Here is a 14,895-nt window from a genome sequence, read left to right on the forward strand (position 1 = left end):
CACAGCCGTACCCCGGCAAGCCTCGAGATTTCCGTAAAACGCCGAAAACCTGCAAGCGCCACAATTCCCTAGAACCGTGAATCCATGGACCCGCCGATCCGTAGCCCCAACAACAGACCTTCGTGAACCGAACTCCGTGAACCGATCCCAGTCACGCATCAAGGACGCCATGAGCCAGCACTTCACCGACCCGGCCCCGGCCCCCGCTTCGACGTCGGCTCTCGCCACCGTCGCCAGACACCGCGACTGGTGGCGGGACGCGGTGATCTACCAGGTCTATCCGCGCAGCTTCGCCGACAGCAACGGCGACGGCATGGGCGACCTGGAGGGCGTACGTTCCCGACTCCCGTATCTGCGAGACCTCGGCGTCGACGCCGTGTGGCTCAGCCCCTTCTACGCCTCGCCGCAGGCCGACGCCGGCTACGACGTCGCGGACTACCGGGCCGTCGACCCCATGTTCGGCAACCTGCTCGACGCGGACGCGCTGATCCGCGACGCTCACGGGCTGGGCCTGAGGATCATCGTCGACCTGGTGCCCAACCACTCCTCCGACCAGCACGAGTGGTTCAAGCGGGCGCTCGCCGAGGGGCCGGGCTCCCCGCTGCGGGACCGCTACCACTTCCGCCCCGGCAAGGGCGCGAGCGGTGAACTCCCGCCCAACGACTGGGAGTCCATCTTCGGCGGACCCGCCTGGACCCGGGTCACCGAGCCGGACGGCACGCCCGGCGAGTGGTACCTACACCTCTTCGCGCCCGAGCAGCCCGACTTCAACTGGGACCACCCGGCCGTCGGCGACGAGTTCCGCTCGATCCTGCGGTTCTGGCTCGACATGGGCGTCGACGGCTTCCGTATCGACGTCGCCCATGGGCTGGTGAAGGCCGAGGGGCTGCCGGACCTGGGCACGCGCGAGCAGGTGAAGCTGCTGAGCAACGATGTCATGCCGTTCTTCGACCAGGACGGCGTGCACGCCATCTACCGGCAGTGGCGCACGGTCCTCGACGAGTACGCGGGCGCCCGCATCTTCGTCGCCGAGGCGTGGACACCGACCATCGAACGCACGGCCAACTACGTACGCTCCGACGAGCTGCACCAGGCCTTCAACTTCCAGTATCTGAGCACCCATTGGGACGCGGCCGAGCTGCGCGCCTGCATCGACCGCACCCTCGACGCGATGCGCCCGGTGGGCGCCCCGGCCACCTGGGTGCTGTCCAACCACGACGTGACCCGGCACGCGACCCGGTTCGCCAACCCGGCCGGCCTCGGCACCCAGATCCGTACCGCCGGAGACCGCGAACTCGGCCTGCGCCGGGCGCGGGCGGCGACCCTGCTGATGCTGGCGCTGCCCGGATCGGCGTACATCTACCAGGGCGAGGAACTGGGCCTGCCGGACGTCGTCGACCTGGCGGACGAGGTGCGCCAGGACCCCGCGTACTTCCGGGGCGAGGGCCAGGACGGCTTCCGCGACGGCTGCCGGGTGCCGATCCCGTGGACGCGTACGGGATCGTCGTACGGCTTCGGCGCCGGCGGCAGTTGGCTGCCGCAGCCCGCCGAGTGGGCCGAGCTGAGCATCGAGGCGCAGACCGGGGCCGAGGGCTCCACCCTGGAGCTGTACCGCTCGGCGATCGCCGTACGGCGCGAGCAGCCCGACCTCGGCGCCGGCGACCGCGTCGAGTGGCTGCAGGCACCCGAGGGCGTCCTCGCCTTCCGCCGCGGGGAGTTCGCCTGCACGGCGAACACCGGGAGCGACGCGGTGACCGTCCCGGCGTACGGCCGAGTCCTGCTCGCCAGCGGCGAGGTGACGGTCACGGACGAGGGGGAGGCGAAGGTGCCGGGGGATACGACGGTTTGGTGGACGACGGGCTGACAGCTCGCTCTCCGGGGCCCGCCGCCCGAACCAGGCAGCGGGCCCTGAAGGTCAACCGCAAGCCATTGCGATCTCCGGACCGCGAGGGCGGGCCTCAGTGGGCGACGGGCGGCGCAACCCGCTTGTATAGGTGGACTTATAAGAAGTGCACCTATACAAGAGGACGACGGCGGTTCCGGCTTACGCGACCGGCACTCCGTCCCGGAGGTACCGTGCCCGGCCGCCGGCGAGGGCATCCAGCGCGGCGGCGAAGCGGCGGCCGATACGGGCTCCGAGCATCCGAGGTGCCTGTGCCGGCGCAACAAAGGCGACCTCGGACAACTCTCCGTCTCGAGGCCTCAGTTGGTCGGCCTGCTCTTGGCTGATGGTGCCGCCGTCGAAGATGAACGCGAGTTGGTCATCCCAGGGGCCGTGCGGCGCCACCCAGTCCACCACCAGTAGCCCGTGCAGGGTCACACCCTCAGACCGAGTTCTTCCATCAGCTCCCGCTCGACCGTCCGCTCCGGCGGCTCGCTCCCCTCCGCCATTCCTCCGGGCATGTCCCAGTCCGGCTTATAGGTGGGGTTCACCAGCAGCACCCGCCCGGCCGGATCACGCAACAGCACGTCAACGGCGACCCGCTTACGGGCCTGCTTGGCGTTGCCCTCCGCAAGGTAGGCGTTCCAGGCCTCCGGGTCTGCGGGGGTGGGGGTATCTGCGGTGCGCCTCATTCGGGGGTGCCTCCCGGTGATGTCGGGATGATGTTGGCCAGCAGGAGCATTCTGGCGCGTCGTGCGTCGTCAAAGCGCACCAGGTACTCACGCACCGGCCCGTACGCCTTGTGCCGCTCCAGCAGGTGCCGGAGGCCGTCGAGTTGGCGTACCACGCGGATGGAACCGAGCGTGGGGCTGGTGCTGAGCAGGTCGTGACCGACGCTCACGGCGGCGTCCAGGTCGCCGCGCCGTACGTGGATGTCCACCAGCGTGATCCTGCTCAAGGCCAGAGAGCGGGTGCGGCCCGCCTCCCGCAGGATCATGGCCTCTTCCGCATGGCTGCTGCTCGCGGCGATGTGCGCCGCCAAGGGCAAGTCATCAGAGGCACGGGCGAGGGGGAGTGCGCCGAACGCTGCTTTCTTCGGCGGCGTCTTGGGCCAGGGGCTCCGCGTCGGCATCGCCTGTGTTGGGGAGGGTTCTCGGTATCCAGCGCAGGGCGAGGATGCCAAGTGCGCCATGGAGGATGCCGGCGGTGATGGCAGCGGCGTGCAGACCGTTGACGAAGGCGGTCTTCGCGTTGCCCATCACCGCGGGTGCGAGGTCTGGGATCTGGAGTGTCTCGTCGAGGGTGTCGGCGAGGTCTGGTCCATGGAGCCTGAAGATCAGGGCGGCGAGCGAGCCGAGGAGTGCGATGCCGAGGGCGTTGCCGATCTCGTTGCTGGTTTCGGCGATCGCGGCTGCGGATCCGGCGCGTTCTGTGGGAACCGCGGCGACGGCGGTGTCGGCGACAACACTGAAGGAGATGCCGTAGCCGATACCGGCGATGACCGTAGATGCGATGTACCAACCGATCCCGCCGGAGACGCCGGTGGGCAACAGCAGGAGCAGACCTGTGGCGACGCAGAAGTGGCAGGTGATGAGCGCTGCTCGTTTGCCGATACGCCCGACCAGTGCCGGTGTGACGATGCAGGTGACGGTGAGCACAGCGGCGCCTGGGAGCGCGAGGAGAGCTGCGTGCAGGACGGACAGTCCAAGGACGGATTGGAGGTAGATGCCGGCGAGGTATGCGGCTGCCGACCATGCGGCCAGAGGCAAAAGTCCCGTGATGATCGCGATCGTGAACACCCGGTCGCGGAACAGACGGAAGTCGATCAGCGGGTGCTCGAGGCGGCGCTGCCGCCGGGCGAACCACCCCAGAATGATGATGCCGGCGACCCCTGTGACCGCTGGCGTTGCAGTCAGCCCCTTCGCGACAGCGTGCTTGATCGCGTAGACGGTCAGCAGGAGGCCCGCAGCGGAGAGCAGGACACTCAAGGCGTCGACGCGACCGGGCCGGGTGGCGCGTACCTCACGGAGCAGGATCGGGGCAAGAATCAGGAACAGCAGGACGACGGGGAGATTGATCAGGAAGACCGATCCCCACCAGAACCTGCTCAGCAGCTGTCCGCCGACGACCGGACCGATCGCGAACCCGGCTGCGAAGGCGGCTGCGAAGATCCCGATCGCCTGCGCTCGTCGGCGTGGGTCGGTGAACAGTTCGCTGAGTACCGCCAGCGCCGACGGCAGCAGCGTGGCACCGGCCACGCCCATCAGCGCCCGGAAGACGACCAGCAGTTCCGGGCTCGTCGCGAACGCCGCTCCTGCCGAGCCGACACCGAACACCGCCGCGCCGATCACCAGCAGTTTCAGTCGGCCGTACCGGTCGCCGATGCTGCCGAACGCGATGAGTAACGACCCGACCGCGAATCCGTAGATGTCCAGGATCCACAAGGCCTCGTCGGCAGTCGGTGACAGAGCCTCGGTGACCTTGGGCATCGCCAGGAACAGGACCGACCCGTCCATCGCCACCAGCAGTACCGGGCCGAGTATCACCAGCAGACCGAGCCACGCCCGCAGATCGGGCGAGTGAGAAACGCGCTGTTCATCCATGCCCCGACGGTGCGACGCCGTCCACTCGGCAACCAGACCCGCGTCATGGGTACACCTCGTAGGGACACCCGGACAGGAACCTTGCCGCCTACGCTCGGAGCCATGGAGCTCGAGAGCCTCGGGGCGTATCTCAAGACCCGCCGCGACCGGATCACCCCCGTCGACGTTGGACTGCGCACCTACGGCACCACCCGCCGCGTACCGGGCCTGCGCCGCGAGGAACTCGCCCAACTCGCCGGTGTGAGCGCCGGCTACTACACCAGGTTGGAACAAGATCAGGCCGGTACTGCCTCCCAACAGGTCCTCGATGCGCTCGCCCGCGTGCTCCAGCTGGATCCGGCCGAGACAGCCCACCTGCACAACCTCGCCCGTCAGCCCGCCACACCACGCCTGGTCCGTCCTCGCCCTGAAAGGCCGCACCCACGAGTACTGGCGCTCCTGGCGTCCCTGGGTGAGACCACGCCGGCTGTCGTGCTCGGCCGCCGCGGCGACGTGCTGGCCTGGAACTGCACCGGACAGGCCCTCGTCGCAGAACACGTCGACTTCGACGCGCCCCACGAACTCGCGCGACGGCCGTCCATCCCCCGGATGTTCTTCCTTGACCCGCTCACCCGCGACTTGCACCGGAACTGGGACGAACTCGCGCGAATCCATGTCGCTTACCTGCGGCTCACCGCGGGCCGGTATCCCACCGACGCCCGGTTGGCGGAACTGATCGGCGAACTCGCCATGCACAGCAGGGACTTCGCCGCGCTTTGGGCTACAGGCGATGTCGCAGACTGCACGGTGGGCACCATGCGCCTGCAACACCCGACCGTCGGAGGGGTCGACGTCGATTACCAGGTGTGGCTCCAGCCCGACAGTCCCGACCACCGGCTCGAGATCTACACACCCAACGACACCGCCTCGGCCGACGCGCTACGACTGTTGTCCAACCAAGCCGCTGATCGGCAGGAAGCCGAGGTCGCCTACTCGCGCGTCGCACCCTCCGGCCACAACACGTGTACCGGGACCCCGTTCCGCTGGGCGTAGGACACCACGTCAGCCGTGCCGCCGTATCCCCACGCCGGTTTTCCGTCCCATACAGCGAACAGTTCGTCGGCCAGGCCGACGAGGATCTCACTGCCTGCCATATGCGCTTGAGAGTCTGAAGCCGTCATGCCGGTGTGGTGCACTTCTGCCGCCCGGCGCACCAACTCGTCATAGACCGGCCAGTGGCTTTCCGGCAGGCCCTCGCGGTATTGCTCGGCGGGTACGACGACTTCGAGGCTTCCCCCGTGCTCGAGTACCGCTTCGGCGAACCACGCATCCGGACCGTCGGCGATGCACGAGATCCCGACCAACTCGGTTGCGTCGAACTCGCGAATGGCCTCTGCGAGAAGCTGCCGAACCCGCTGCTCGACCTCTCGGCTCAGCCCGCGGTGTCCGGTGATCCCGACGCGCATGGACGCTTCCTCCCACAGCTACAGGTAGACGCCGTGAAGGCGTTCATCGAAGTCGCGCACCACCTTGGGCGGCGACGTCAGCGACAGCGACCGGCGCACCGCGCGTGAGCGCTCCACGATCCGGCCAGAACGGTACTGGAGGCCTGTGTCCAGTGCCCTGGACGCCAGGGCGAACGCGGCCTCGATTCTTCCGGCCGCAAGATGGCCGGCGGCCAAGTCCAGGACGACCAACGCCCGTTGTTTCGCGTGTCCGGAAGCCAGCGCTTCGACGTCATCGCCGAGTACCCATTCCGCGAGGCCGAGACGGGCACCACAGGTGACGCGGCAGGCGGCCACCTTGTTCGCGTCGAAATGGAAGACCCACGGCCACGGTGGCGGCTCTTCATGCGCGATTTTCTCCGCCACTGCCCTGCTCCGCGTCAGCGCGCGGTCAGCGGCACGCCGGTCACCGATCGCTGCGTGAGCGAGCGCGTCAACGGAGCACATCCATGCATCAGCCACTGCCGGGCGTTGCTCGCCCAGGTACCGTAGTGCACTCCGCGCGAGGTTGAGCGCCTGCGCACCATTCCCGGCGTGCGCCTCGAACTGCGCGAGGCTGCCGGCCTGATACGCCGCAAGCAGCGGATCTTGTGCGGAGCGTGCCGCCCGGATCGCCGAGCCATACCAAGATCGCGCCGACCCAAGGTCGCCCAGGTCCGACCTCCCGGAGAGGAAGACGGGATGAACGACAAGGAGTTGAGGGCACGGCTCGTCGAACGGCTGACGGACAGCGGGCATCTGCGTACCGAGCCTTGGCGAGCGGCGGTGTCTGCGGTTCCGCGCCATGAGTTCCTTCGCGGGGGCTTCTTCCAGCAGGTCGACGGTTCCACGCCCACGGCTTGGGCTCCGGTCATGCCGGACGATCCGCGGTGGCTGGAGAGGTGTTACCGGGACTCTTGCGGAAAGCCCCGGCGTTCACGCCGGGGATGAATGCGTCTTGAGATTGCTCTGACGTGCGCGTTAGAGCGGACGTTGTTGCTGCTCGATGTACTGACGGACGATCGCCAACGGCGCCCCGCCGCACGATGCGGAGAAATATGAGGGCGACCACAGGTGCCCGTGCAGGATGGCGCCGTTGATCCGGCCGGTGAACTCCTGCCGTATCCGGCGGGCGGAGACACCCTTGAGGCTGTTGACCAGCTTCGAGACGGCCACCTTGGGCGGGTAGTGCACCAACAGGTGGACGTGATCGCGTTCGCCGTTGAACTCCTTCAGCTCCGCTCCGAAGTCCTCGCACACCTTGCGCATGACCTCTTCGCAGCGTGTCAGCATCTCGTCATTGAAGACTCCACGCCGGTACTTCGTCACAAAGACCAAGTGCACATGCATCGCCGAAACAACGTGCCTGCCACGCCTGTAGTCGTCCTGCTCATCCATGAGACCAATCGTAGTAGGATCTTGGCCGTGCAGCTCCGCTACAACTACCGGGCCTACCCGGACGCCACCCAACGCCGTGCGCTGGCGAGCGCGTTCGGGTGCGCCCGCGTGGTGTGGAACGACTGCCTGCGCGACCGCAAGGAAGCGCACGCGGCGGGGCTGCCGTATGTGAAGTCGGCCGAGCTGTCCCGACTTCGCATCACCCAGGCCAAGCGCACCGAGGAACGGGCCTGGCTCGTCGACGTGTCGGCGGTCGTCCTGCAACAGTCCCTGCGGGACCTGGACACCGCCTACAAGAACTTCTTCGACTCGATTCTGGGCAAGCGGCAGGGCCGCAAGGTCGGCCCTCCCCGCTACAAGTCGAAGAAGGACACCCGGCAGTCGATCCGCCTCAACACCAACGCCTTCTCCCTGAAGGAGAACGGCACCGTATACGTGGCCAAGGTCGGCAACCTCAAGGTCAAGTGGTCCCGCAGGCTGCCGGCCGCGCCCACCTCCCTGACCGTCACCAAAGACAACTGCGGCCGGTACTTCCTCAGCTTCGTCGTGGACACCGAGCCGGACACCCTCCCCGAGGTGGAGGCAGAGGCAGGTATCGACCTCGGCCTGTCCGCCTTCGCGGTCCTGTCCGACGGCCGGAAGATCGACAGCCCCCGCTTCCTGCGCCGGGCCGAGAAGAAACTCAGGCGCCTTCAGCGGGAGCTGTCCCGCAAGGTCAAGGGATCGAAGAACCGGGCCAAGGCCCGTCTCAAGGTCGCACGCCAGCACGCCAAGGCGGCGGACCGGCGCCGGGACTGGCACCACAAGGCATCCACACAGATCATTCGCGACAACCAAGCGGTGTACGTGGAAGACCTCGCGGTGTCCGGCCTCGGCCGTACCCGGCTCGCCAAGTCCGTGCACGACGCGGGATGGTCCGCGTTCGTCGGCATGCTGGAGTACAAGGCGGCTCTGCACGGCCGCACCTTCGCCAAGGTGGACCGTGCTTTCCCGTCCTCTCAGGTCTGTTCGGCCTGCGGATTTCGGGACGGCCCCAAACCCCTGCATGTCCGGGAGTGGACGTGCGGGGCCTGTGGCACCGTGCACGACCGCGACCACAACGCAGCACGTAACGTCCTCTTCGAGGGACGCCGTATCGTCGCCGCCGGACGGGCGGAGACGCTAAACGCCTCGTGGAGCGCCGGTAAGACCAGGACGAAAGTCCCGGCACAGCGCGGTGAAGCAGGAAGCCCCCGGAAGGGCCCGACGGCCCAGGCCGGAATCCCTGGACTTTAGGCCAGGGAGCACGTCAATTCGTGGTGGAGCCGGGGCGTTGGCGGTAGTCGTCGACGATGGCTCGTTTCAGGATGGCGGTCTCCTCCAGGACCGTGCCCTTCTTGCCCGTCCGACTGTCCTTCGTCAGGTAGGTGCGTTCGCCGAGGTAGGTGAGGGTGTCACGGTCGAAGATCCACTCGGTGGCCCACGACACCCGCTTGTCGACGCGGATGATGCCGACCCCGTGCCGGCCCGCCGGATCCACCGCGTCCTCGACCCGCTCGACCCCGGGGATCTTCGCCGCGGCTCCGTACAGCGCGGCGGCGGTCCGCGGGGGCATGACCGATGTGTTCAGCAGTTCGCCGATCTTGTCGAAGACGGCCTGTGCCTTCTCCTCGCCCTTCACCGTCTTCGTCAGGCGGTAGAGCTCGTCGAGCAGTTCGTCCGGGTCGGTGGGCAGGGACGCCAGCCACTGGTACGTGGGGCGGTCGACGCCCGCCGGGGTGCCGGGCGAACCCGGCGGCAGCAGCTCCCTGAGCGGGACGTAGTCACCGTTCTCGTAGAACTCGGCCAGTTTCCTCACCGGGCCCGGCTCCTGCGACCACCACGCCTCCCGCTCGCTCAGTCGCCCCGGCTCGCACGAGCCGTCCTCCTGGCACTCCGCTCCGGCGTCCAGGCTCCTGACGTAGACCAGCTGGTCGTCGCGTACGGGCGTGGCCTCCGTCTTCGCGGCGACCTCGGCGATGCGGTCGAGCAGGACCACGGCGCTGTCGCCGCCGGACTCTTCGACGCCGTAGCCGGAATCCATGGTGGTGACGAGGCCGACGGTCAGCGCCCCGGCCAGCGCCAGGGCCGCGGCGGGCATCCACAGCGCCGGGCGCGGCAGCCGGAGGCGGGGCTGCCTCGTCTGCGGGGTGTCTCCGGAGGCCTGGCCGGAGGACGTACGGCTGTGGTCGTCGTCGATGAGCTGCATCAAACGGTCCTTGTGGTGGGAGTGGCGACCAGAAGGGAGGTCCCGTTCGGGTGGGGGCGGGAGCAGACGGGGCAGCTCCTCGCGCGCCTCTTCCTCACGCTCGACCCGGATGGGCCTCGGCCCGGAGCCGGCGGCGTTCATCGGGATCCCTCCTGAATCTCCTGGAACGGAACGGCCGTCAACGCGGCCTCACCAGGTAGCTCTCCGCGACGGCGCAGCGGTTCCGTATTGTTTGCGCGGGTTTCCTTGTTTCCTCGGGTTTCCGGCTTTTCTTCCCGCAGCTGCTGATCAGTCAGTTTCCACAGCCTCGCCCGCGCCCTGGACAGCCGTGAGCGCACGGTTCCCACCGGGACGCCCAGGGCCTCGGCCGCCTGTGCGTAGTCCAGGCCGGACCACACGCACAGCGCCAGGACCTCCCGCTCCCCGCGCCGCAGACGGTCGTACACCTGTCGTACGGCGGCCAGCCGGCGGGCGTCGTCGAGGCGGCCGGCGGTCTCGTCGGCGAAGTCCGCCACCGGGTCCGGTGCGGGGCGGCGGGCCAGGAAGGCCAGACGGCGGCCGAGGCCCCGGTTGGCGTTCCGGGACTTGTTCGTCGCCATGCCCAGCAGCCAGGGCTTCACCGTGCCGCCTTCCGGCTCCAGTTGTTCCCGGGTGCGCCAGGCATCGAGGAAGGTGTCCGCCATCACCTCCTCGGCGGTCGACCAGTCGCCGGTCAGCCGGAAGGCATGGTTGTAGACGGTGCGCGCGTACTCCTCGTAGATCTCCGCGAAGGCCTCGCGGTCACCCGCCCGTATACGCGCGCGCAAGCGGTCACTCATGTCCTATGCACCTCATACACCTCACACCCGTGACTCTCCGCCGGGTGCGGGTGGTTCCGGTGACCTGCGCCACAGACACTCAGGGCTACCCGTGCACCTTCGGCCAGGTGATTCACCCGGACCAGACCCTCGAACCGGAACCACGCATGGCGCCCTGAGCGACTTCAACAGTGCGCTTCAACAGTGCATCGAACGGTCTGAGACATGGGGGACGCGCAGGTGAGCGAGGCCGTGTACGCGGAGCAGTCCTGGAATCCGCTGGCCAGGACGGTCGAACTGACCGAGGGCGGGCTGAAGGTGGGGAGCAGGACGACCCCCTTGGCCGAGTTGCACGTGGCGGCCATGGCGGACGCGTATCTGCGGGGGCAGTGGCTCGGCGGCGGGGGCTCCGAGCGGCCGTTCGCGCATTTCCCCTCCGGCACCGGGATCGTGCCGGTCACGCGTATCACCGGGTCCACGAAGCCGGTGAAGGCGCGTCGGGCCGCCGAATTCGCCCAGGGCCTTGGGGAGATGGCGGTACGTCATGCCGGTGGCCCTGCGGCGGTCAGCGTGCTCGCCGACCGGGCGCGGGCGGAGGGTGTGCCCCTGTGGATCGCACGGCGTTTCGCCGACGGTCCGGGCGGGCCGGTCGTGGTGGCGGTGGACCGGCGGTCCGTGTGCGTCGACGTCTGGTCGCCGTCGGCCCCCGTGGTACGGATCCGGGCACCGCACGGAGTGTCGGCCGACCGCAGGAACCCCGGCCGGGGGCTGCTGCTGACGGTGGGCGAGGCGCCCGCCACGCTGACCGTCATCTCCGCCATGCGGAAGTCGAAGCGTTCCGTGGCCGTCGGACTCCCGCAGCGCCGCTGGGAGTTGACGCGCGAGAACACGCTGACCTCCCGCCTGACCTGCAACGGCCGTCCCGTGGCTCTACTCACTCGTCCCCGGCCTGGCGCGGCCGTGCCGGGCACGGTGCTTCTTCCTCTCGCGGACGTACGGCACGACAGCCCCGACCCGCTGGATGCCGTCATGGCCCACACCTTCGCGGTCGCCTTCGGCCTCGGCGACACGACGGGCACGGTCCGCTTCCGCGCCCGCCGGGTCGAGCCCACGGCCGAGCTCGTCTGGGACCAGCCCTGGTTCACCAACCTGGGCTCCGGCAGCGACGACAACGGCTCCGGAGGCGGGGCCGGAGACGGCTGGGACGCGGGCAGCGGGGGCGACGGTGGAGGCGACGGCGGTGGTGGGGGCGGCGATGGTGGTGGTGGCGGTGGGGGCGGCGGGGACTGACCACGCGGGCCATGGCGGCTGGTGCCGGGGCAGGTAGGTGTTCGTGGGAATGTGACAGTGAGGGGGCCGAGTGTCACATTCCCACGAACACCTACCTGCGGACCCAGCGCTGCTCTTCTGCCCGCCCGGCCGCCCGGCCGCCCGCGTCGCCGGGGCCGCCGGTCAGCCGTGCAGCCAGATCCGCAACGGACCGACCGGCTCGAAGCCATGGCGCACGGCGACCGCCAGATCGTCGCCGTGTTCATAGCCGACCACCGGCAGAGTGGGGAACAGCCGGTGCACAGCACCCAGTACGACCGGCCAGGCCGCATCAGGGCCACCGTCCAACGCGAAGACGTTGGAGACTCCGACCACCTGGTCACTGCGGGTCGCCACCGCTCCGGCGACCACCCGGCCGTCGGCTGAGTGCCCGGCGAGTACGAACGTGGCGGGGTCAGCGAGCAGTTCGGGTCGGAAGAGGTCCGCGTTTCCGTCCCCGTCGTCCCAGGCGAGCGCCCATGCGCGCAGCGTGTCCGGGTCGCCCGCCACGTCCCAGGCGAGATCCGGCGAGGTGGCGGGCGGCACACCCGCCGGGCGGTGGATCCACTCCGCCTCGAACAGCACCTGGAAGCCGGCCTCGCTCAGATCGAGGTCGGCGAAGCTGTCCTTGACGGAGGCGCCGGGCGTGGTGGTGTCGATCCGGGCCACCAGCGCGGCCGGATCGGTGCCCGACACCAGCGTCACCGCGTCGGGGTAGTACAGCGGCGTGCGGACCTGGGCGGCCCATGCCTCAGCCTCGAACTCGCCCGCCAAGCCGTGCGATCGGCTCATCGCTGCGCACCACTCGGCGTTGTTGCGCGCGGCGACCTGGACCAGGAACTGCTGCGGCTTCGTCACGAGTGCGGATCATGGCCCGTCCGGCCCCGGCTGGTCGAACCGTTTTCCGCTGCCCGCCGCAGGACGGACATCCGGTCCGCAAGGGATTCCGGCTGCTTTCCAGGGACTTGCCGCCAACCCGGGTGGCAGGCCCCTGGTTGTCGTCGCACATGCCGGAGCAGGTCAACCACCTTGAGCGGGAAGGGATTTCGCATGGGTGGCAAACCCATGTCCAGAGGGTTGACCCTTGAACGGCGACCTCATACCGTCAGCTCCGCTGAAAGATTTCAGCTGCCTTGCAGCAAGAACCTTCAACGCCGCATCCCATGGCGCCTTCAAAGAAGAAGGACCCCCCACATGTCCAGCAGAACTCTCTCCGCCACCCTCGCCCTCGTGGCGGCCGCGTCGGCGGTGCTCGCCGCCCCCACGAGCACCGCGTCCGCCTCCCCGCCCGGCACCAAGGACGTCACCGCCGTCCTCTTCGAGTGGAACTTCGACTCGGTCGCCAAGGAGTGCACCAGCACGCTCGGCCCGGCCGGGTACGGCTACGTCCAGGTCTCACCCCCCGCCGAGCACATCCAGGGCGCGCAGTGGTGGACCTCGTACCAACCGGTCAGCTACAAGATCGCCGGACGCCTCGGCAACACCACCGACTTCACGGACATGGTCACCGCCTGCCACAACGCGGGCGTGAAGGTCGTCGTCGACACCGTCATCAACCACATGTCGGCGGGCAGCGGCACCGGCACCGGCGGCTCCTCGTACAGCAAGTACGACTACCCGGGCCTGTACTCGTCGAACGACCTCAACGACTGCACCACGACCATCAACGACTACACCGACCGCACCAACGTCCAGAACTGCGAGCTCGTCGAACTCGCCGACCTGGACACGGGCGAGGAGTACGTCCGCGCCGCCATCGCGGGCTACATGAACACCCTGCTCGGCCACGGCGTCGACGGCTTCCGCATCGACGCGGCCAAGCACATCCCGGCGGGCGACCTCGCGGCCATCAAGTCGCGGCTGAGCAATCCGGACGCGTACTGGAAGCAGGAGGTCATCCACGGCAGCGGAGAGGCCGTCCAGCCCACCGAGTACACGGGCAACGGGGACGTCCAGGAGTTCCGGTACGCGTACGACCTCAAGCGGGTCTTCAACAGCGAGAACCTCGCCTATCTCAAGAACTACGGCGAGGGCTGGGGCTATATGGGCAGCGGCGTCTCCGGCGTCTTCGTCGACAACCACGACACCGAGCGCAACGGCTCCACCCTCAGCTACAAGGACGACGCCAACTACACGCTCGCCAACGTCTTCATGCTCGCCTGGCCCTACGGCGCACCCGACATCAACTCCGGCTATGAATGGTCGGACTACGACGCCGGTCCGCCCAACGGCGGTACTGTCAACGCCTGTTGGCAGGACGGCTGGAAGTGCCAGCACGCCTGGCCGGAGATCAAGTCGATGGTCGCCTTCCGCAACGCCACCCGCGGTGAGCCGGTCACCAACTGGTGGGACAACGGCGGCGACGCGATCGCCTTCGGGCGGGGCGGCAAGGGCTACGTCGCCGTCAACCACGAGTCGAGCGCCCTGAGCCGTACGTACCAGACGTCGCTCCCGGCGGGCACGTACTGCGACGTGCAGAGCAACACGACCGTCACGGTGAACGGTTCGGGACAGTTCACGGCCACCCTCGGTTCCAACACGGCCCTGGCGATTCACGCCGACAAGTCCAGCTGCTGAACACCAAGTTGAGGGACGGCCGACGCCGGCCACCCCTCCCGGGCCCGTGGGGTGCGGTGTCAGGGCCGCTCCCCACGGGCTGCTGGGGGTGCCGCCTACGGGGCAGTGATGCGGTCGACGGCCTGTCGCGTCAGTGCGCGGTCGTGGGGCGAGCCGGCCAGGGCACGGTGCAGGGTCAGACCCTCGATCAGCGCGTCCAGTTGGCGGGCTGTGTCCGCGTCGAAATGCTGTTCCAGCAGGTGGCGGCTGCGGTTCATCCACTCCTGGGTCAGCTGACGGTATTCCGGCCGGCGGGCGGCAAGGGTGTAGAGCTCGTGGGCGAGGACGAGATCGCGGCGAGGTCCCTCGGAGAGCGTGTGGATGAGGTCGGTGACGGCTTCCCTGGCCTGCTCAGGGCTGCCTGCTCGGTTGAGGTGTTGCTCGAAGACGGCCACGATCTGGTCGGCGAAGCGTGTGAAGGCCTGGCGCAGCAGGTCGTCGATGCCGGTGAAGTGGTAGGTCATCGACCCGAGGGGTACCTGCGCCCGGGTGGCGATCTTGCGGTGGGAGACGCCGGCGACTCCCTCGTCGGTGATCAGGTCGAGGGTGGCGGCGAGGATCCGTTCGCGCCGCTGAGGGTCGGTGTGTCCGGTGGCCATGA

At 68.6% G+C, this 14,895-nt stretch carries 14 protein-coding genes and 1 pseudogene; 5 read left to right on the top strand and 10 right to left on the bottom strand.

Annotation, left to right across the window (positions count from 1 at the left end; genetic code table 11):
* Window positions 1–169: 169 nt before the first annotated feature.
* Complete coding sequence (locus IEZ21_RS07690) at window positions 170–1,864, top strand: glycoside hydrolase family 13 protein (RefSeq protein WP_189321119.1); 1,695 nt, start codon at window positions 170–172, stop codon at window positions 1,862–1,864.
* A 180-nt stretch (window positions 1,865–2,044) separates the two neighbouring features.
* Here IEZ21_RS07690 and IEZ21_RS07695 read toward each other — a convergent pair.
* The 3 genes and pseudogenes from IEZ21_RS07695 to IEZ21_RS07705 all read right to left on the bottom strand — a co-directional run bounded on the left by IEZ21_RS07695 (window position 2,045) and on the right by IEZ21_RS07705 (window position 4,485).
* Window positions 2,045–2,574, bottom strand: a pseudogene (locus IEZ21_RS07695) (NUDIX domain-containing protein).
* The gene (locus tag IEZ21_RS47420; RefSeq protein ID WP_246567384.1) at window positions 2,571–2,924 is read right to left on the bottom strand and encodes a hypothetical protein; all 354 of its coding nucleotides are present in this window, start codon (window positions 2,922–2,924) and stop codon (window positions 2,571–2,573) included. Before IEZ21_RS47420 ends, IEZ21_RS07695 begins: the two are co-directional and overlap by 4 nt.
* Window positions 2,925–2,934: 10 nt before the next feature.
* The gene (locus IEZ21_RS07705) at window positions 2,935–4,485 is read right to left on the bottom strand and encodes an MFS transporter (RefSeq protein WP_189321120.1); all 1,551 of its coding nucleotides are present in this window, start codon (window positions 4,483–4,485) and stop codon (window positions 2,935–2,937) included.
* 102 nt (window positions 4,486–4,587) lie between these two features.
* Here IEZ21_RS07705 and IEZ21_RS07710 point away from each other — a divergent pair, with 102 nt between their 5' ends.
* On the top strand, window positions 4,588–5,517 hold the full coding sequence (locus tag IEZ21_RS07710; protein ID WP_189321121.1) for a helix-turn-helix transcriptional regulator: 930 nt from the start codon (window positions 4,588–4,590) through the stop codon (window positions 5,515–5,517).
* Here the strand turns inward: IEZ21_RS07710 and IEZ21_RS07715 are convergent.
* The 3 genes from IEZ21_RS07715 to tnpA all read right to left on the bottom strand — a co-directional run bounded on the left by IEZ21_RS07715 (window position 5,454) and on the right by tnpA (window position 7,346).
* Complete coding sequence (locus IEZ21_RS07715) at window positions 5,454–5,930, bottom strand: hypothetical protein (protein WP_189321122.1); 477 nt, start codon at window positions 5,928–5,930, stop codon at window positions 5,454–5,456. The genes IEZ21_RS07710 and IEZ21_RS07715 overlap by 64 nt on opposite strands.
* Before the next feature lie 18 nt (window positions 5,931–5,948).
* Window positions 5,949–6,707, bottom strand: coding sequence for an NsdA family TPR-like regulatory protein (locus IEZ21_RS07720; RefSeq protein ID WP_246567387.1), 759 nt, complete (start codon window positions 6,705–6,707; stop codon window positions 5,949–5,951).
* Between the two features lie 222 nt (window positions 6,708–6,929).
* The gene (gene tnpA, locus IEZ21_RS07725) at window positions 6,930–7,346 is read right to left on the bottom strand and encodes an IS200/IS605 family transposase (RefSeq protein ID WP_189321123.1); all 417 of its coding nucleotides are present in this window, start codon (window positions 7,344–7,346) and stop codon (window positions 6,930–6,932) included.
* A gap of 27 nt (window positions 7,347–7,373) precedes the next feature.
* On the opposite strand from tnpA, the gene IEZ21_RS07730 reads away from it, so the two are divergent.
* On the top strand, window positions 7,374–8,621 hold the full coding sequence (locus IEZ21_RS07730) for an RNA-guided endonuclease InsQ/TnpB family protein (protein WP_189321124.1): 1,248 nt from the start codon (window positions 7,374–7,376) through the stop codon (window positions 8,619–8,621).
* 13 nt (window positions 8,622–8,634) lie between these two features.
* Here IEZ21_RS07730 and IEZ21_RS07735 read toward each other — a convergent pair whose 3' ends face one another.
* A complete protein-coding gene (locus tag IEZ21_RS07735; RefSeq protein WP_189321125.1) occupies window positions 8,635–9,714 on the bottom strand; it encodes a CU044_5270 family protein in 1,080 nt (359 codons plus the stop codon).
* Window positions 9,711–10,391, bottom strand: a complete 681-nt coding sequence (locus tag IEZ21_RS07740; RefSeq protein WP_189321126.1) for an RNA polymerase sigma factor — start codon at window positions 10,389–10,391, stop codon at window positions 9,711–9,713. Before IEZ21_RS07740 ends, IEZ21_RS07735 begins: the two co-directional genes overlap by 4 nt.
* A 204-nt stretch (window positions 10,392–10,595) precedes the next feature.
* On the opposite strand from IEZ21_RS07740, the gene IEZ21_RS07745 reads away from it, so the two are divergent.
* A complete protein-coding gene (locus IEZ21_RS07745) occupies window positions 10,596–11,660 on the top strand; it encodes a hypothetical protein (protein WP_246567390.1) in 1,065 nt (354 codons plus the stop codon).
* Window positions 11,661–11,822: 162 nt separating this feature from the next.
* Here the strand turns inward: IEZ21_RS07745 and IEZ21_RS07750 are convergent, their stop codons facing one another.
* Window positions 11,823–12,470, bottom strand: a complete 648-nt coding sequence (locus IEZ21_RS07750) for a hypothetical protein (RefSeq protein ID WP_373302199.1) — start codon at window positions 12,468–12,470, stop codon at window positions 11,823–11,825.
* A gap of 402 nt (window positions 12,471–12,872) precedes the next feature.
* Here IEZ21_RS07750 and IEZ21_RS07755 point away from each other — a divergent pair, with 402 nt between their 5' ends.
* On the top strand, window positions 12,873–14,255 hold the full coding sequence (locus IEZ21_RS07755; RefSeq protein WP_189321128.1) for an alpha-amylase: 1,383 nt from the start codon (window positions 12,873–12,875) through the stop codon (window positions 14,253–14,255).
* Between the two features lie 95 nt (window positions 14,256–14,350).
* On the opposite strand, the gene IEZ21_RS07760 is transcribed toward IEZ21_RS07755, so the two are convergent.
* Window positions 14,351–14,893 carry a TetR/AcrR family transcriptional regulator gene (locus IEZ21_RS07760; protein WP_189321129.1) on the bottom strand — a complete coding sequence of 181 codons (543 nt, stop codon included), beginning with the start codon at window positions 14,891–14,893 and terminating at the stop codon, window positions 14,351–14,353.
* Window positions 14,894–14,895 lie beyond the last annotated feature (2 nt).

Origin of the sequence: Streptomyces flaveus (assembly GCF_014647675.1) — a bacterium.
Taxonomy (GTDB): domain Bacteria; phylum Actinomycetota; class Actinomycetes; order Streptomycetales; family Streptomycetaceae; genus Streptomyces; species Streptomyces flaveus.